Raw genomic sequence first — 18,555 nt, 5'->3', positions numbered from 1 at the left:
GTTCATACTGCTCAACGCCGAGTCAGTGCTAACTCACCACCTTTAGAACGACCACTGGGTGCCGAGGGTAATGGTACGACCCGGATCCGGCATGCTCACCACCGAGCCTGGTTGAATAGTGTAACGGTCCGTCAGGTTATTCACCGTCATAAAGACACTGACATCCGGCGTGATGTCATAGTGACTATAAATATCGACCAAGTATTCTGATGCAATAGCCACCACCGGGCTTGCGGCACCGGTGCCTTTTAGCCAATCCGCGGGGTTCGACTTGCCGCTGTGATAACGCACTGTTGTACCGATATCGAGCCGATCATCCAACCATTTATGGCCAACATTTAGGTGCCATTTGCGCTCAGGTGGAATACGAGTCGGTGTGGTGCCCCACGCAAAGCCTAAGCTGTTACAGCGCTCCATGCCTGAACGTTCGGCCTGATATTGCGAGCACACCTGCACCCTGTCGTAAAACGTGGCAGAGAAGTGGCTATAAAAGCCTTGATACGCGTAATGCGCTTGCAACTCGATGCCAGACAGCGACAGCTCATCGTAATTGGTAAAGGTAAAGTTACTGCGCCAAGACGGCATTCCCGGCGTGCGATCGAGCACACCTCCAGAAATAAAATCACTGACGTGATTATTAAAGTAGGACACCGTCATGGCGGCACGGCGTGTTTGCGCCAGTCCTCGTTCCTGCAACCAAGATCGGCCGTCTAAGCTCACACCGTACTCTTGGTTAAACGACACTTCAGGATCGAGCGGGTTATACGGGTTGTAGCTAAACACCTCGTTAGAAATGGTGACTTCATATAAGCTCGGTAACCGCGCCGTACGAGAGAGTTTGGCAAACACAGAAGCCGAAGCGTTGATGTCATAATGCAGCTCACCCAATAAGTCCCATTCACCGCGATAGTGCAAAGATTGCTGGGTTTGCTTATCCAGTGATTGCGCTTCATGCCAGTTGACCCCAAGCTTTGCCGTCACCGGCGAGAAGTCAATTTCACTATTGGCAAACACACTCCACTCAGAGCGTTTCCCATGACGAGAGGTCGGCTCTTTAGAATAAAATCTATCTGTATCGCCAATTGGCGCTAAGGTTTCTTTGGTGTAAGACACACCATAATCCACACTCACCGGCACACTTGACCATTCACTGCGGTTAGCGATGCTCGCGCCATGACGGTCGTTTTGATACTCATGCAGATACTGCTCTGCGTTACTACCTTTCGCCCAGAGCCCGTTGTATTGGTTCAGCTTGGCGGACGTGTGCCATGCATTCGCATGCAGATTCAGCCAGCTTTGTGACGGCGAGGTATACCGGTAGTTTGCGCTATAAGCATCCACATCCGCCGTCCCCAATCCCCATTGGGGCATAACGGTGCCTTCTTCCCGCTCATCGGTATACCAGTAGGCCATCAGCACCTCGCCCGCCTCTTGGCGGTGGTGACGATAGCTAATATCTGCCTGATGACCATTGCCGAATTCTTTGTCTAGTTTGGCGAGCCAAGAATCACTCTCAAAACTGGTATTACCCACCTCTTGGCCTGCACCAATCACGGGCTCTTCGTAGCGTTCAATACCCTTTTTGCCGGCAAAGTGGTTGCCTTTTTTGCGATGGCTAAATGCCAGCACACCACCAAGCCCATCACTCTGATAACCCAGCCCTATCATTGCGGACCCGTTATCAAATCCTTGATGATCACTGCGGTCGGCCAAGCGATAACGCAATTGCTCCGTAGCATCGCCACTCACTCGCGGCGAACGGGCGTTATTGTGGGCACGTAACTTCACAACCGCACCAAAGCCCTCGCCATCGCGAACAATGTCTGTCGCATTGAGTGTGGTAGCGGTAATGGTGCCACCAATCGCACCGCTGGCATAAGGCGACCGCCCAATTGTGGCGCCTTTGTCTACCGACAGCGACGACAATAAGTCGGTATCAATATAGGTACGATCACTCACCCCCTGATAACCACGCGAGGTATGCGTCGACTGCAAACTGCCATCAATCAGCATCGCAACCCGCCCATGCCCCTGCAAACCACGGATTCCGGGATCAATCGCACCGGCTTCGTTGTGCATGTTATTGAGCTGAATACTGGTGTTACCCGAAAAGACATCCGCGTTACTGATCCCGCGAACCTTATCCAAATCGTCGCGCATCATCAGCGCATCGGAAAAGCGATCGGCATTGACCACCACGGTATCGATCGGCGCATCGTTTTCAGGCGCATCCTCTGCCGGTGCGGCAAGCGCGAGAGAAGGAAAAGCAAAAAAGGTAAGAATAAAAGAGGCGATTGGCTTTAACTGCATTGAACATTCCCCGTCAATAAAAAGCGACGGAGATGATAATGCAAATGGTTATCGTTTGCTAATCTTATTTAACGCAGATAATAAAGTAATAAAATGCTCAACAACACCATGAAAGCACTTATCCCAACGCCAGCCAAAATCCGACCCCGATCATCAGGGTGCCGGCGATTCGGTTCAGTAATTGCACATTGCCCTTTTGCTGCAAAAACTGACGCAAGGTACGCCCACCGCTGGCATACAGCATAAGACAACTGAATTCCGTGCAAAGAATGATCAACACCAGCACGCTCAACTGGCTGGGTAGTGACATTGCAGGGTTAATAAACGGTGGCAACAGCGAGATCATAAACGCCCAACCTTTCGGGTTGGCAATGGCGGTCACAAAGCCTTGCGCGGCCAACGACAATGCCGAGGCTTCATTGGGGCTATCGTTATCCTCATTTGGGATCGCCATCTTGCCGCGAGAGCGCCACATTTGTACGCCTAAATACGCCAAGTACACACCACCGACATATTTAAACACCTGAAATACGGTGGGATAGTTCAGCATCACCGTCGCCACACCAATGACAGAGGCTATCGCGACCAGCCCCACGCCGATAAGCTCGCCCCACATCATATGTAAGCTACGCTTAACGCCTATTGTCATGCCAAGGGTCATCGATAATGTCATGCACATGCCGGGCGTAACCGACACAAAAAAGAAGGTGGGAATAAATAGCGTCAGCATGGTGGTATCAATCAACAGGGGAGACATAAAAACAACAGTCTTAACAGTTAGGTACGGAGGCTATCAGTTAACGCGCTTTGCCTGCAGAGATCAAGCCCTTCGCTCAATTTATAACCGGACGGTTAGACTTATTGCCATTTGGACGTCTAGAAGTAAAAATATCCATTGACTTGTTTTTAACGAAACCATAGCATCAATAACCAGAGAGACCCGACAGCCAAGGTGCAAGGCGCTGGACAGCTGCGAGATGTCATAAGATTTATCGCTAAGGACATGTGATGATTGAGATAAAACAACTCAACAAGGTATTCGAACTCGGGGAGCGCCGAATTCATGCCCTTAAAGACATCAATTTATTTATTCCGAAAGGAAAAGTGTTTGGTGTGATTGGCGCCTCTGGCGCGGGCAAAAGCACGCTGATCCGGATGGTTAACCTGCTTGAGCGCCCAACCAGCGGCTCAGTGACCGTGGGCGGCGTCAACCTTACTGCGTTACCCAACCGTGAGTTAACCCAAGCGCGCCGTAAAATCGGCATGATCTTCCAACACTTTAACCTGCTGTCGTCGCGCACCGTGTTCGACAATATCGCCCTGCCGCTGGAGCTCAGTGGTACTCGCCGCGATGAAATTGAAACGCGCGTCAGCGAGTTGCTGGATTTGGTCGGCTTGGCCGATAAGCGTGATGTGTATCCCGCCAGCCTCAGTGGTGGACAAAAGCAGCGTGTTGCTATCGCTCGCGCGCTGGCGCCAAGCCCAAATGTATTGCTCTGTGATGAAGCCACCAGCGCACTGGATCCAGCGACGACACAATCGATTTTGTCACTGCTACAAACCATTAATGAAAAGCTCAACCTCACCATTTTGCTGATCACCCACGAAATGGATGTGGTGAAGCGCATTTGTCACGACGTGGCGATTATTGGTGATGGCGAACTGGTTGAGTCTGGCCCCGTAGGCGATATTTTTGCTCATCCTAAATCCGAGTTAGCGAAAAACTTTATTCGCTCCACCTTGGATTTGTCGGTGCCACACGATTACGCCCAACGCTTACAAAAAGACTACTTTAAAGGCAGCTATCCGCTGGTGCGTCTAGAATTTACAGGCGCCACCGTCGACGAGCCACTGATCAGCCAGATGTCGCGCTTATTTAATATTGATATCAGCATCTTAAGTTCTGACATTGATTACGCCGGCGGCGTGAAATTTGGTCTACTCTTGGCGGAGATTATGGGCCCGAAGAGTGCTGTTGATGATGCGATTCACTACCTAAACAAACACCATGTCGCCACGGAGGTACTTGGCTATGTCGATTGATGCGTTAACCCAATGGATTGGACAAAACCAAGCACTGATTGAACTGCTGGCCGATGCCACCGGCCAAACCATTTACATGGTGTTGGTCTCCGGGCTGCTTGGCTTTGTATTCGGGATCCCACTTGGCGTGCTGTTGCACATCACCAAAAAAGGCGGACTGAAAGCACAGCCACGGGTTAATCAAATTTTGGGCGCCGTCGTGAACATCGGCCGTTCCATTCCGTTTATTATTTTGTTGGTGGCTATCATCCCATTCACTCGCTTTGTGGTGGGCACCTCCATCGGCACCGCGGCAGCCATTGTGCCGCTTACGGTCGGCGCGATTCCATTTATTGCGCGTTTGGTAGAGGGTGCGCTTTTAGAGCTGCCCGCAGGGTTGGAAGAAGCCGCAAAAGCGATGGGCGCAACCCCAACGCAAATTATTTACAAAGTGCTGCTGCCCGAAGCGCTACCGGGGATCATCAATGGTGCCACCATCACCTTAGTCACCTTGGTGAGCTATTCCGCCATGGCGGGTGCCGTCGGCGGTGGCGGCCTCGGGGATGTGGGCATTCGCTACGGTTATCAGCGCTTTGATACCACCGTCATGCTGATCACGGTTGTGATGCTGGTCGTGCTGGTACAAGCGATTCAATCATGCGGAGATTACTTAGTGCGTCGCACAAATCACCGCTAAACACCCAAACACATAAACACAACATTTGTCCCAGCCACTTGGGATGCCACACGGCCACAAGTGGTGCGGGACTACCGTCAAAACGGATACGTTTTTTAAAAGGGAGACAGACAATGAAAACCACGATTAAAACACTGCTTGCCACACTCGGACTGGCCTCAACCCTTGCCCTTACCGGCTGTGGTGAAAAAGAAGCTGCCGTGCAAGACAACAGCAAAATCACCGTTGGCGTCATGGCCGGTGAAGAAGCACAAGTGGCCGAATATGCGGTACAAGAAGCCAAAAAACTCGGCCTTGAAGTGAAGCTCATTACCTTTACCGACTATGTGTCCCCTAACGCCGCCCTCGCCGATGGCTCTGTGGACGTGAATGCCTTCCAGCACAAACCGTACCTCGACGCACAAATCAAAGACCGTGGCTACGAGTTTGCGATTGCAGGCAACACCTTTGTGTATCCGATTGCAGCGTATTCTTACAAGCTAGATAGCGTCGAGGATCTACCAGAAGGCGGTAAAATTGCCGTGCCTAACAACCCATCGAACCTTGGCCGTTCGCTGGTATTGCTTGAGCAGCAAGGCATTATCAAACTTAAGGAAGGCGCCGGCATTAACGCCACCAAACTGGATATCGTTGAGAACCCGAAAAACGTGGAAATCATCGAGCTAGAAACCCCACAACTGCCTCGCTCACTGGAAGACGTGGACATTGCGATCATCAACAACACCTTTGCCGCCGGCGTGGGCCTAACCCCAAGCAAAGACGGCCTGTTTGTTGAAGACAAAGAATCGCCTTACGTAAACCTGATTGTGGCGCGCAAAGATAACGTAGACGCTGAAAACGTGAAAACCTTTATCCAAGCCTACCAAACTGACGCGGTTTATAACGCCGCGATGGAAGTCTTTGACGGCGCGGTGGTGAAAGGCTGGTAAGCCAGTAAGTTCAACACACTGAAATGCTCAAGCCCGCGCTGAAAAGTGCGGGCTTTAACTAAATAAATAAAAGCAGTGATAGGACACAGTAAAGCAGGTCAACCTATAAGCAAAATCATGTTATTTACTGGCCTAAAGCTTTCCCTATTTTTTAATACAATCTATTATTGTTCAATTTTACGATACAAGTAATGATCTTTGATTTTTTCATTAAAAAACTTGCCGTGCGATGTTGAATAATAAAATTGCTCCCAAATGGTATTGGACACGCCTGTATAACGATACCCTCCTCCATAGTTAAAGCGAACATCCAGTAACTCACTAACCTCTGAATATCCAATATGTGAAATTGCCGATGAGCTTGATGGATGCTGTTCAAAAAGAGGGAATGGCACTAAATTACTAGTAATTGAATCTATTTTAGACGCAATAGTAGATGCTTGACCATGAGAGTGAAGATATGAAGCAGCCAACCCGTGCCCAGTTGAATCTAGAAGATTTTCAACAGCATCATAATTCGATGGAACTGAACCAATCCAATCTCTAACTAGTTCCATAATAAGATCATTGTTGTTAGTAAGAACATCCACCATATTAGGATTAATACTGCCGAATTCACCACCAACACTACTCGCCGGACTAGCTATTCCCATCATACCTATCATTGGATATTCACTCATTGCATAACCATTAGGATAGACAAATGATGAACCTATATCACTTACCAATGCATTGCTATAAAAGTTGCCTTGTGAGTGCCCGATAACAATCGTCCTAGCGCAATCATTGAGTAATGTTCCAAGTTTCATCTTAGCATTTTTATATTCCACTTCATTCCTAATATCGTGGTCTGGCAAATAGCTCATAACCTCAATAATAAAAGGAGTAATAATATTAAAATCTTCACTAGATAGTTCTAAAATATAACCACCAAGGATAGCCGTTAGCAAGCGATATTCTTGGGTGTCAGTATCTAAATCCTGGTACTTTTGTCTTGCAACCTCATAGATCTGTCCAAGATGACCTTCATAGTCATTATAAGCGCCTTCTACAGGACCGTTTTTCGAAAATTTAGTCAGATAGCCGTCTTGAAAATCATCAATATCCTTAATATTTGAAATAAATGCAGATGGTGTCGTGTACATACCATTCACATAAAACAACTGTAGCTTATCTATGTTCTTTTCACACCAGCTACCAGCATGAGAATGAAAAGAGATAATCACGAAAACAGTCCAAAAAATCCTTCTCATATCACTTCACCAAATCAGTATTTAAACACGGGCTTTCGGCCACATGAACACTTCTCAAATCGCCTTTAAGCGCTTTAAAGAGCTTGTTTTCTGCTTTTCTTTTTTCCATTGCTCTATCTAAAGTATTAAAATATAGCTTTGATGGCGTTTCAAATTGAGGGTTAATTCTTCTTAGTTCTGAAAAGCATTTATTCAAGGATATTAAGTTAGAGAATTTCTCACTCGCAAAGCCCTGAGTTATTATTATATCTTCATCTAAACTAATTTTTATCAGTGACTTCCACTCTTGGCTGGCAGATATAGCAACTTTAATCAAGTCATCATCAACATAGATCTCACTAATTGCTCGCTCATAGTCATCCCTAACACCATTATGATCTAAATCAATCCCTTCAATGGTATTGTTATCTGGCATTGGCTCTGGTTCTAAATCTAGTTTAACATCAACTAAATGCTGCCAAGATGACGCAGTTTCAGGATATTCATTTTTATTCCACCAACTAGCCAGGTAGTAATCACCATTAATTTCAACGATTTCTCCACCTTTATATACTCTATTACTATCCCAAATTGTTAATTTATCCTTATCAATATAAATCCAACCATCCCAGTTAATATTGTTGGGTAAAGGCTCTATACCCTTAGTCCAGTGAGATGCTATATATTTATGCCCTTTCCACTCTACTAAATCTCCAGATTTATATACCAACTCCGAATTCCAATCATCTACCCCTGCATAAGACGAAGCACTAGCAAAAACAAAAGTCAGCAATCCAATTAACTTTATCCTTTTCATCTTATCCTCAACTTCGCACTAACCAATTATTAGGTCTTTGACTTACCCAGATTTTAAACGACAAAAAGAAAAAATATTCATAGCCATTATAAAACCTCTTTAGACAGGAGGTATACTGCATAAGTAGGAATAAAAACAAAATTTAAATCATTATCTTTTAGAGTGACAAAACCTAAAAATAGAAACATTACATTTATCAGTTGCATATTTTTACGATCAACATATAAATTAACACTCTATAAAAGTGACACATGGACATAAATTAAAAACCCAAGTAGCCATAGAAGTCGCGCTAAGTTACTAATAAATAAATTGATTACGTTCACGTCTAGCGATGCGAGGCAGATCGCTGATGATAGAGTTGAATGCGTTAGGGGTGGCGTTGAGGCTTGGTGGTTCGAAGTCACTGAAGTCATAGTGGCGATAGCGGCGCTGTCGGCAAAAGCTGGATGTCACTCAACTGGACATACTGGGAAATGAGCAAGCCCGCACTAAACAATGCGGGCTTTGGTTGGAGTAACGCGAGAAGGATAAGTCGACAGCATTTTGGCTTGGAAATGGACAAAAACAAGTTGGAAAACATCTCCAACTTATGGCTTCGGTTCAGGCACTAAAGTACTACAGATTACTTCTTCTCATCCATTTCGTATTTCTTGATTGCTTTATGAACCCTTTGGAAACTGTCATCTCCCATTGAAAATGCCTCCTCAAGGTCGAAGTATGAGGGAGCGCTACTATAAGCTCGCCAGCAATTTCTCAAATACTCTCTAAAAATGACTGTTCTTGCATATCTGCTCGCAATTTTTAAGCATGATAAGTCTACTATTAGTGCATTTCTGGAAAGTTCGTCCATTATTGGAGTATCAAAAAGCATAGCATCAAGATATGCAAATTCACCAAGCCACCTCTTAATATGATACGCTCCGATAGTCGTTACCCTAAAACTATCTGGCATATCTCCAATAAGATTACTATCTTCGTCTTCTTCAAACGTAACTCTTAGCGAGGTTTCGATCAGCTTTTTGTTCGTTGCTCTCCTCAATGCGAATTCTACCTGATTTGTCGTAAAGCCAGCGTTTTGACATTCCTCTATTAAAGTTTCGGTCCTACAAAATCCGTCCTTGTCCAAATGCCCACCTTTCGTATCAAGATACGAAATAATAACTGGGACTAAGAAGTGTTCATTTGGGTCTGCATTAGATATATCTAGCACGTTCATTGAAATTGATGTATCTGGACTGTAGTGAGAGTAGTCACCTAAAAGGGCCTGTTTAGAAAACTCATGTACAGGAATTCGATAGTCCCCTTCCTTCTCCATTATATCAATTATCTTTTGTGCCTCTACGTTCGGAGATCCAATGAACCCAGTAACGAATTCTATTACCGCACGGATATTGCCGCCAGTAATATTCGTTAAAAACTCGTTTAGATCTCTGTTATTTTGTAGTGATCGAACTAATGCTTCTAAAAATAAGGCTAAATTCTCAGATCGAACAGAAGGTAAATCGATCGCATGCTCTCCTCTAGCTAATTTAGCTGCGAACCGCAGTCTTTTTTCCACAACTTGGTCTACTCGTGGTGGAGATATGGTAAAGATTTTATGTGGGTAAGCTGTTAACGCACCTGAACGTTTAGACTTATAAAATGTTTGTGGTCGCACAGACAGAAATACAGTAGCTTTCCATTCTTTGGCTAGCTCTTGGGAAATAATAAAAGCTTCCTGTTGAATGTCGAAGTCTCGTTGGTCGGCATTATCAATACAAATTATGACTTGTTTTTTTCTCCCCTTCGCAATATGTTCTATGGAGCGCTTCATATGGTTACTTTTGTTTTCTACGAGGTTAGCCAATTCTTCTATCAGCTTTTCTTGGTATTTTTCTGGGTTTGAATCTTTGTAACTTCCCCATAATCCTTTGGCAAACCTTCGAATTTCACTATCATACACCCCATGAATAAAACTGTTATCGTAGGTGTCAACTTCATATTGTCTTAGTAACTGATGCTCAATCTGATCCAAAATAAATGAGTTTATTTCTGTATTGAGGGAAGCATTTGCACCTAAGTCAATGTAGACATAAATAGCCTTACTAAACTCTTCGTGTGCGCTGTTATGCCTTAAATTCTTTACGAATGATGTTTTTCCTACACCTACATCCCCTATCAGAACTATAGGACGCCTGGACAATGCTTCCGCTACGATATCAGGCGAAAAATTTGAGCCTTTTTTGGATTTTACAGGTTGAACTGATGGTTGATCTTCTGATGCACTAAAGATTGCAGCGTATCTTGCCTCAAGTACATTCTTGCTCAGTAGAGCATATTTATTTAACGCTCCACTTTCGCAGTAACAGTCTTTGTAGAAGTTGCTCTCTAGCTCAGGGTTATCCATTACATCTTGTATGAACAACTCAGAAAGCTGTTTAAGTGAAGCTTGTACTTCACTTGGATACCTAATCCTTGGATAATCGACCAATTGGCTTGAAAGCTTATTTGGAAGTCTTTTATCACCAGTAGTCAGTAATCTAAAAAGTCTATTCTCTTCTATGCCTGCTTTTGATAAACAGTTCCAAGCTTGAGTGAAGTGATGATGCATATGATCAAGTGAAGTAAAAACTAGTGCATCTCCATCCAGAACATCTACACCATCGGTTCGCGAGGCCAAAAATGCTACATATTGGTGACCATTGGTAACTAGCGCCAAGGGAACACCTCGTCTAGCACAATAAGCCTGCACTTGTTCGATAGCTTCTTTAAGAGCTGAACTAGCTTCGAAAAGAGATTGAATCGGAATAGTCAACTGTTTAGATAGACCCGCAGGTATATCAAATGGAATACCTTCTCGTTTAGCTTCTACAACAAGTATTCTTGGTTTTCCCAACTCATAGTCAGTAAAGCCATTTGTTGACTCATATTTTTCAACTTCAATCTCGTCTCGCCAGTTAAAGCAATCTTCCAAAATACTATCTATGATATGAAAACGAGTTTGTGCTTCATTTTTAATATCTGCCTTTCCATACTTCTCAGCTAGCTCAAAAAGGACTTGTCGAGCCTGATGTAGATCGTTCATTCTTCATCCTTAGTAACATGAGGCTATCTCAAATTGATGCACATGAGAAAAGCAACAAATGGCATAATAATTTGATTAGAAAAACTACGTCAAATAAGCTGGCTTAAAAACGTGTACTGAAGACTACTTAACTCACAATGGGGTCACAAATGAGCTAGCCCCTCTCCCTTAAAACCACCTTTACACCTATCCCCCTAATCCTTCCGATTCTGGCTCTCTACTTCTTCAGCAAGCATGCCGTAGATCACGATCAGGTTATAACTGACCATACCGAGGACTTGGCCGTTTTCAATAACGGGGGCGCGGCTGATGCCGAAGCGTTCGAACAAACGGGCGCAGTATTTCACGTTCATATTGGGCGATACGCTGAGCGCGGGTTTGGTCATAATTTCATAAACATTCACCCGTGATGGCGCGCGGTTTTTGGCGAGCACTTTTTTGGCAATGTCGTTCATTAATACAATGCCGAATTCGTCATGCTCATCGCGTTTATTGACGATAATCGCTTTCACTTCTTGTTCGCGTGCAATGCGGATCGCTTCTTCGACCGTGGTGAGCCCATCAATACACACGGCATGGGCATGCATCACATCTCTTACCGTTTTATGTTGTTTCATAACTCATCCTTCACCACTTCGGTTAATTCTCGCATTTGGTGGGCCACGCCCACGGCATCTTCCACATCAATTTGCACCGCGATGCCACTGCCGGAGGTGGCATCAAACTCGCCCACGTCATTAATGGTTTCGAGTATGGCGCGTGATAAGTGCTCTTCCACCAGGAAGATGGCCACGTCTCGCTGCACATCCAGCGTCAGCCCTAAAAAGGTTTTCTTTTTCACCAAGCCTTCGCCACGCGCGTTGTTAATAATGGTCGCGCCGGTAGCGCCGGCTTGTCTGGCGGCATCGAGCACCGCATCGGTTTTGGCATCTTCAATAAACGCCATGATTAATTTGAACCGCATAGGCTCTCCTTACGATGAACGCTGTGCGTGCTTTTTCTGTAAATAGGCTGTGATTTGGGCATAGCCCATCACGGTGATCATCGGAAACAAACTGGCAAACGCAATTAAGCCAAACCCATCGAGCATCGGGTTTCTTCCCGGTACGGTAGAGGCTAGCCCTAACCCCAGCGCCGTTACCAAGGGCACGGTCACGGTTGAGGTGGTTACCCCTCCAGAATCATAGGCCAAGGGCACGATAAACGGCGGGGCAAAATAGGTTTGGATCACCACCACCACATAGCCGGTGATGATGTAGTAATGGAGCGGGTCGCCCACCACAATGCGATAGCATCCCAAGGCAATTCCCATTGCCACGCCAAGCGCCACCGAGGCACGTAAGCCGTTCACTCGAATCGCCCCACCCGACACTTTGGCCGCTTTGATCGCCACCGCGATTAACGAGGGTTCGGCCACCGTGGTGCTAAAACCAATCGCGGCACCAAATAGGTACACCCAGTAATAGGCTTGCCAGTTAATCTCGCCGCCCGCTTTGAGTGCTGCGCCAACAAAATCAGTGGCAGTGAGCTGCTCGGCCATTGAAGCCCCAAGCGGGAATAGCGCCAGCTCCAGCCCCATTAAAAATAGGCTCAAGCCCAAAATGACATAGAAAAATCCAAACAAGATCCGTTTGGGGTTGTTGAGCGCTTTGCGCAGTACGAAGAGTTGAAAGCCGAAGATGATGACGATAATCGGGATCACATCGCGCACGGTGGAGAAAAAGGTGTCGATAAACAGGCGCAGAGCATCCATCACGCCACCACCATGCCGTAAGCCATCACAAAGATCATCGGTGATAGCGAGGCGAACGCAATCAAACCAAAGCCATCCACCATCGGGTTGCGCCCTTTAATCACGGTTGCTAGTCCCACGCCGAGCGCAGTCACCAATGGCACTGTAATCGTAGAGGTGGTTACCCCACCCGAGTCATAGGCAATGCCGATAATGCTGGGCGGTGCCACCATAGTCATCGCCACCACCAGCAAGTAGCCGCCGATAATTAAGCGGTGGATCGGCCAACCTTTCATAATCCGCACTACGCCAAGCACAATCGAAAAGCCGACCGAGAGCGCCACGGTTAGCCGCAGCCCATTGGCGTAGCTGTCTTTGGCTGCCTCTGTGGTGTTTATCATCCCGCCGTTAGCGGCGACATCTGCTGCTTCCGCCGCCACCGCGGTGAGTGCAGGTTCCGCAATCGTGGTGCCAAAGCCTAGTAAGAAGGCAAACGCAATTAACCATCCTAAACTGCCTTTGTGAGCCAGCGAATGCGCCATTGATTCGCCAATCGGGAACAGCCCCATGTCTAAGCCGTACACAAATAAGGTCAGCCCAACGACCACGAGCACTAGCCCAATGGTGATGGATAACCAATTGGGCAATGGCTGGTTAAGGACAACCACTTGAAAGAAACCAATCACTAAAATGATGGGTAAGAGATCGCGAAAACTACCAAGTAGTGATTTGAACAACGCCTGCATGTGGGTGACATGACTCCCTGCGTAACGAACATCGACCTTGAAAAGGCACAGTGTTTATATGCCTATTTATGTTAGCACTCCCAATGTGCGGTGCGAGTGACAAAGCAGAAAACTGCGCGATCAAACCAATTTTCGCTGCCACACGTAACAGGATACAAAGCAACCACTTGCGCTTAGTGGAAAAGCCCCTTAGCGTTAACAGCAGAGATTTCGTCACCCTTTTAGGACTCTAGGCATGAATATTTTAATCACAGGTGGCACGGGCCTGATTGGCAAAGCCTTGGTCGCCAAGCTGCAGCCTCAACATCAACTCACCGTGCTCTCGCGCGACAAAGAAAAGGTGACAAAGATATTCGGGGACTCGGTGGCCGCGATAGAGCGTCTTGACGACCTTCCCCACCTGAATGATTTTGATGCTGTGATTAACCTTGCCGGTGAGCCAATTGCCGATAAGCGTTGGAGCGAGCAGCAAAAAGGGATCATTTGCACCAGCCGTTGGGGGCTAACAGAAAAGCTGGTGGAGAAAATTCATGCCAGCAGCACGCCGCCCCATACTTTTATTAGCGGCTCGGCAGTGGGGTACTACGGCGATCAGCAAGACCATCCGTTCGATGAAACCTTGGTGGTCCAAGCCGATGATTTTGCCCAGCATGTGTGTCATCAGTGGGAAAAAATTGCCTTAAAAGGCGCCTCACAACATACGCGAGTGTGCCTGCTGCGCACCGGTGTGGTGTTAAGCGCCGAAGGCGGCGCGCTAAAACGGATGATGTTGCCCTACCAACTTGGCCTTGGTGGCCCGATTGGTAAAGGCCAGCAATACATGCCGTGGATCCATATTGATGATATGGTTGCAGCAATCATACATTTGCTTGACTCGCCTGCGTTGCAAGGGCCGTTTAACTGCACCGCGCCAGAGCCGGTCACCAATAAACGCTTTAGTCAGGCGCTAGCCAGTGCCTTAAAACGCCCGCACCTTTTCTTTGTGCCTACCGTGGCGATTAAGGCCATGATGGGGGAAGCCTCGCACTTGCTGCTCGATAGCCAGCGCGCCCTGCCCCATGCTCTTGAAGATTCAGGGTTTAAGTTCCAACACCCCAAAGTAGAAGAAGCGATGGCGTCACTGTTTTAATCGCCCATTCGCTTTTCGCCTAAGCATGTTGCTGGTTAGATTTTTCGGGCGTTCTCCACAAAAAAGCGGGTATCAAAAAAATTGATACCCGCTTTTTGCATATAAAAGGCGAACGCTTATCCGCCGCCCCGTATTAACGCCGCTGCGGATCAATCAGTTTGCGCAGCATCGAGGCGACCGTGACAAACACCAGCGCGACGGCCACAACAGGCAACACCGCCCAAAGCTCAGGGTGCAAGCGTACCTCCATTTCAAAGCCCCATTTCAGCAGGCCGACCATCGCCGCTTCTGCGCCCAGCACCGCCATCAGGCCCGATACAAAGGCCATCACGCCATATTCGCTCCATAAGGTGCGCTGAATACGGGTGCGGCTCGCGCCCAAGGTGCGATAGAGGTTTATCTCCTGCTGACGCTCGCTCAGGCTGATACGCAGCAAGGTGAGCAGCAATAGCAAGCCGCTGATCACCGCCAGCCCTGCCAACACCGAAAGCGACAAGCCAATTTGACGCAAAATCGATTGAATACGGCTGCTCATGGTACGCAAATCAAGCAGCGTGACGGTCGGATATTCCCGCGCTAACCGATTGAGCAAGGGCGTTTGCGATTCATCGAGCCTGAAGCTCACCAGCCAGTTGGCGGGTTTGTCGGCTAGCGTCTCGCGGTCGAAAATAAAATAGAAGTTAGGCCGCATATTGCGCCACTCGACTTCACGAATCGAGTTCACCGTGGCAGTAAAGTCTTGGCCGGTGACGCTAAAGGTCAGGCTGTCGCCTATCTCAATCTCCAAGCGCTCGGCAATGTCTGCCTCCACTGATACACCATTCTCAGTTGGCCAGTCTCCGGCAATCACCTCATTGTGTGATGGCAAGGTTTCGCGCCAGGTGAAGTTAAGCTCGCGGCGCAAAGCCTCATCCGCTTCATCACGCTCGGCTTCATCGGTGGGGATCTGGTAACGCTCACCGTTTTTGCCCACCAGCCGGCCACGCACGATTGGGTAGGCATCAGATCGCATCAAGCTGGCGTCATCGAGTTCACCCACATAGCCTTGCTGCTCGCTCGGAGCAATATTCAGCGCAAACACATTGGGCGCATCGGGCGGCAGCATCCGTCCCCAATCAGCGAGCAAATCGGTACGCAGCAGCCAGATGATAGCCAACAGCATAAAGGAGATCGCCAGCGCCCCTAATTGCACGCTGCTAGCCAGTTTGTTGCGGGTAATTCGGCTAAGGGCCAATTTCACCGAAGGGGCACGCACCCGTGATTTCACCAACCGGAGCAAGCCTAACCCTGCCAGCGCCAGCAAGACGATCATCACTGCCATCGCCCCCAGCACTGTCCATAGCAAGGTGTTGTCGAACGCCCACAGTGCAAGTGCTCCCGCCGGTATCGCGATTAAGATCGCCGCAGTGCCGCGACGTTGACGCCCACGGGCAGCCTGCGATTGCACCGCGGCCAACGCAGGCGCATCCAGCAATTTAAGCAGCGGCACGCCCAAGGCAGGCAGCGCCACCAAAAGCGCGACACCGGGCGCAAGCACCCAAGGCACCCAGCCATAGCTTGGCAGCGGTGAAGGCAGCACATCGGTCAGCGGCAAGCGCAATAACACTTCAAGTGTATAACCGGCGGCCAAGCCTACGGCGGTAGCAAGGACAAACAATAAGGTTAACTGCCGAGCCAACCAGCGTCGCACCCATTGTTGGCTGGCGCCGAGGCTTTTTAGCATCGCCACCAAATCCGCGCGGCTTTTAGCATAGTGCTGACAAGTTAAGGTTAACGTCGCCGCGGCCATCACAATCACCAGTACCACGGTTAATGACAAGTACTGACGGCTGCGGTCCAGCATATCCCCAGTGCGATCGGAGGTGTTTTCATCCACCCAGCGCTCACCATCTTGCAGCGTATAGCTGGCTTTAGCCGCGCTTAGGCTGGGCTCGTCACCGGTTAAAAAGTAGCGATAACGCACCCGACTGCCTTCGCGTACCACGCCAGCGGCAGGTACATCGGCTCGATGCATCATCACCGCAGGCATTTGGCTAAAGGGGTTAAACGAGAGTTCCGGCTCCGCGGCCAAGGTACCGCTCACCGTTAAATCGAGGTTACCAATCGATACGGTGTCGCCCGCTTTCACATCCAGCAAGCTAAACACCCGCTCAGACAGCCATAGCTCACCGGGTTGAATGCGTCGGTCACCGCCAATGGCTTGACCATTTTGCTCCAGCACCAAGTCACCGCGCAGCGGATACAGACTATCCACCGCTTTCACGCTCACCAGCTGCATTTTTTGCTCGCTGAACGCCATGGTGCCAAAACGGGTTTGGGCCGATACTGTGGCGCCAGCTTGTTTAAACGCCTCAATTTGCTCGGTGTTAAGCGGCTGACGAGTACGCAGCACGGTATCGGCAGCAATCAGGTTGCGCCCTTGCTGGGTGAGCACGTTTTCAATGCGATCGGCCAATGCTGATAGCGCAAACACACAGGTGATGATCAGTGCCAAGGCCACCGCCACGGGCCAAATTTGCCCGTGTAACAGTTCACGCCACGCCCAGCGATTGAGTAGTCCGTTTTTACTCGCCATTCACTCGCTCCTGTAGCTTGCCGCTGTCCATCATCAAGGTACGCTGACAACGCTTTGCCAGCGCCGGATCGTGAGTAACCAACACCAAGGTGGTGCCATGCTTTTCGTTCAGTTCAAACAATAAATCAATGATGGTCGCCGCGGTTTTTTGGTCGAGGTTGCCGGTCGGTTCATCGGCAAACAGCACTTGTGGGCGAATAATAAACGCACGCGCCAAGGCCACCCGTTGTTGCTCCCCGCCAGATAATTGCGACGGCAAATGGCTTTCGCGCCCTTGCAAGCCTACCGAGGCCAGCAGTTGCTTGGCGCGAGTTTCGTCTTCTTCCTCACCGCGAATGGTCAGCGGCAGCATCACGTTCTCAAGCGCGTTCAGTGACGGCACCAGTAAAAAACTTTGGAACACAAACCCCACCGATTCGGCCCGCAGCGCCGCGCGCGCATCTTCATCCAAGGTGGAAAGCTTGTGGCCGAGCAGATCGACCTCGCCTTCACTGGGCGTATCTAATCCTGCAAGCAAGGTCATTAAGGTGGATTTTCCTGCGCCGGACACGCCCATTAATGCAATCGACTCGCCTGCCTCGATTTGTAGCGAGACATCCTGCAGAATGGTAAGCGGCTGTTCGCGTGTCACGACATGTTTTGCAATTTTTTCGGCTCGAATAACAGGAGAGGCCATGTTACGCATCCTTACTTTGTTGTGTTTTTTGTGGGTGAGCAGTGCCAGTGCACAAACGCTCCTTGTCCTTGGTGACAGCTTAAGCGCTGGCTACCAAATGGCGGCTGAACAAGCCTGGCCTGCTAAGCTGCCGCGCGCACTCAACGACCATGATGTCGAGATTGAGGTGATTAACGCCAGCATTTCCGGCGATACCACCGCCAATGGCCTGCAGCGTCTGCCGCAATTATTAGAACGCCACCAGCCCGAATGGGTGCTGATTGAGCTCGGCGGCAACGATGGCCTACGCGGTTGGCCGTTTAACCGTATACGAGACAACCTTGAACAATTGATCACCCAAACTCGTGCGGCCGATGCCACGCCTTTATTGGTACAAATCCAAATTCCGCCAAATTATGGCCAGCGCTATGCACAAGGATTTGCTGATATTTATCCTACACTGGCAGAGCAAACACAAACCCCCTTGCTGCCCTTTTTTATGGAGACTGTGATCCAAAAGCCTGAATGGATGCGTGATGATGGCATTCACCCGATGCCGGAAGCACAACCTTGGATTGCCGATTTTATGGCGGAAAAGCTCGCGCCTTATTTGTCCGACGCGCCACAATCATGAGTGAGGATGT

The 18,555-nt window shown here is 48.6% G+C and carries 16 protein-coding genes; 5 read left to right on the top strand and 11 right to left on the bottom strand.

Going from position 1 to position 18,555, the window contains the following annotated elements:
- Nucleotides 1-42: 42 nt before the first annotated feature.
- Together N7E60_RS04375 and N7E60_RS04370 are read right to left on the bottom strand one after the other, a co-directional pair.
- The gene (locus tag N7E60_RS04375) at nt 43-2,310 is read right to left on the bottom strand and encodes a TonB-dependent receptor plug domain-containing protein (protein ID WP_269598219.1); all 2,268 of its coding nucleotides are present in this window, start codon (nt 2,308-2,310) and stop codon (nt 43-45) included.
- 118 nt (nt 2,311-2,428) lie between these two features.
- A complete protein-coding gene (locus N7E60_RS04370) occupies nt 2,429-3,052 on the bottom strand; it encodes a LysE family translocator (protein WP_240531960.1) in 624 nt (207 codons plus the stop codon).
- A 266-nt stretch (nt 3,053-3,318) separates the two neighbouring features.
- Here N7E60_RS04370 and metN point away from each other — a divergent pair, with 266 nt between their 5' ends.
- The 3 genes from metN to metQ all read left to right on the top strand — a co-directional run bounded on the left by metN (nt 3,319) and on the right by metQ (nt 5,958).
- The gene (gene metN / locus N7E60_RS04365; RefSeq protein ID WP_069589335.1) at nt 3,319-4,353 is read left to right on the top strand and encodes a methionine ABC transporter ATP-binding protein MetN; all 1,035 of its coding nucleotides are present in this window, start codon (nt 3,319-3,321) and stop codon (nt 4,351-4,353) included.
- Nucleotides 4,343-5,029 carry a methionine ABC transporter permease gene (locus N7E60_RS04360; RefSeq protein WP_077661809.1) on the top strand — a complete coding sequence of 229 codons (687 nt, stop codon included), beginning with the start codon at nt 4,343-4,345 and terminating at the stop codon, nt 5,027-5,029. The genes metN and N7E60_RS04360 overlap by 11 nt, the downstream gene beginning before the upstream one ends.
- A 113-nt stretch (nt 5,030-5,142) precedes the next feature.
- Nucleotides 5,143-5,958 (top strand): methionine ABC transporter substrate-binding lipoprotein MetQ, encoded by an 816-nt coding sequence (gene metQ, locus N7E60_RS04355; RefSeq protein WP_269598218.1) that lies wholly within the window; start codon nt 5,143-5,145, stop codon nt 5,956-5,958.
- 164 nt (nt 5,959-6,122) lie between these two features.
- Here the strand turns inward: metQ and N7E60_RS04350 are convergent, their stop codons facing one another.
- The 7 genes from N7E60_RS04350 to N7E60_RS04320 all read right to left on the bottom strand — a co-directional run bounded on the left by N7E60_RS04350 (nt 6,123) and on the right by N7E60_RS04320 (nt 13,552).
- Nucleotides 6,123-7,184, bottom strand: a complete 1,062-nt coding sequence (locus tag N7E60_RS04350) for a KTSC domain-containing protein (protein WP_269598217.1) — start codon at nt 7,182-7,184, stop codon at nt 6,123-6,125.
- 28 nt (nt 7,185-7,212) lie between these two features.
- Entirely contained in the window at nt 7,213-8,007 is a 795-nt protein-coding gene (locus tag N7E60_RS04345) for a carbohydrate-binding protein (RefSeq protein WP_269598216.1), read from the bottom strand.
- 625 nt (nt 8,008-8,632) lie between these two features.
- Nucleotides 8,633-11,074 carry a hypothetical protein gene (locus N7E60_RS04340; protein ID WP_269598215.1) on the bottom strand — a complete coding sequence of 814 codons (2,442 nt, stop codon included), beginning with the start codon at nt 11,072-11,074 and terminating at the stop codon, nt 8,633-8,635.
- A 194-nt stretch (nt 11,075-11,268) separates the two neighbouring features.
- On the bottom strand, nt 11,269-11,691 hold the full coding sequence (locus N7E60_RS04335; protein ID WP_167314115.1) for a CBS domain-containing protein: 423 nt from the start codon (nt 11,689-11,691) through the stop codon (nt 11,269-11,271).
- The gene (locus N7E60_RS04330) at nt 11,688-12,038 is read right to left on the bottom strand and encodes a P-II family nitrogen regulator (protein ID WP_069587355.1); all 351 of its coding nucleotides are present in this window, start codon (nt 12,036-12,038) and stop codon (nt 11,688-11,690) included. Before N7E60_RS04330 ends, N7E60_RS04335 begins: the two co-directional genes overlap by 4 nt.
- Nucleotides 12,039-12,047: 9 nt before the next feature.
- Entirely contained in the window at nt 12,048-12,827 is a 780-nt protein-coding gene (locus tag N7E60_RS04325) for a DUF1538 domain-containing protein (RefSeq protein ID WP_269598538.1), read from the bottom strand.
- The gene (locus N7E60_RS04320) at nt 12,827-13,552 is read right to left on the bottom strand and encodes a DUF1538 domain-containing protein (protein ID WP_269598214.1); all 726 of its coding nucleotides are present in this window, start codon (nt 13,550-13,552) and stop codon (nt 12,827-12,829) included. Before N7E60_RS04320 ends, N7E60_RS04325 begins: the two co-directional genes overlap by 1 nt.
- A 235-nt stretch (nt 13,553-13,787) precedes the next feature.
- On the opposite strand from N7E60_RS04320, the gene N7E60_RS04315 reads away from it, so the two are divergent.
- Nucleotides 13,788-14,681: a TIGR01777 family oxidoreductase gene (locus N7E60_RS04315; protein WP_269598213.1), complete on the top strand. Its 894-nt coding sequence runs from the start codon at nt 13,788-13,790 to the stop codon at nt 14,679-14,681.
- Between the two features lie 133 nt (nt 14,682-14,814).
- Here N7E60_RS04315 and N7E60_RS04310 read toward each other — a convergent pair whose 3' ends face one another.
- Together N7E60_RS04310 and N7E60_RS04305 are read right to left on the bottom strand one after the other, a co-directional pair.
- Entirely contained in the window at nt 14,815-17,256 is a 2,442-nt protein-coding gene (locus N7E60_RS04310; protein ID WP_269598212.1) for an ABC transporter permease, read from the bottom strand.
- Nucleotides 17,246-17,932, bottom strand: a complete 687-nt coding sequence (locus N7E60_RS04305; protein ID WP_077479687.1) for an ABC transporter ATP-binding protein — start codon at nt 17,930-17,932, stop codon at nt 17,246-17,248. The genes N7E60_RS04310 and N7E60_RS04305 overlap by 11 nt, the downstream gene beginning before the upstream one ends.
- Between N7E60_RS04305 and tesA the strand changes: the two genes are divergently transcribed.
- A complete protein-coding gene (tesA, locus tag N7E60_RS04300) occupies nt 17,931-18,545 on the top strand; it encodes a multifunctional acyl-CoA thioesterase I/protease I/lysophospholipase L1 (protein WP_269598211.1) in 615 nt (204 codons plus the stop codon). The genes N7E60_RS04305 and tesA overlap by 2 nt on opposite strands.
- Nucleotides 18,546-18,555: the final 10 nt, after the last annotated feature.

The sequence above is a fragment of the Salinivibrio proteolyticus genome (assembly GCF_027286365.1).
Classification (GTDB): Bacteria; Pseudomonadota; Gammaproteobacteria; order Enterobacterales; family Vibrionaceae; genus Salinivibrio; species Salinivibrio proteolyticus.
This window is presented reverse-complemented; position numbering and strand designations above follow the sequence as displayed.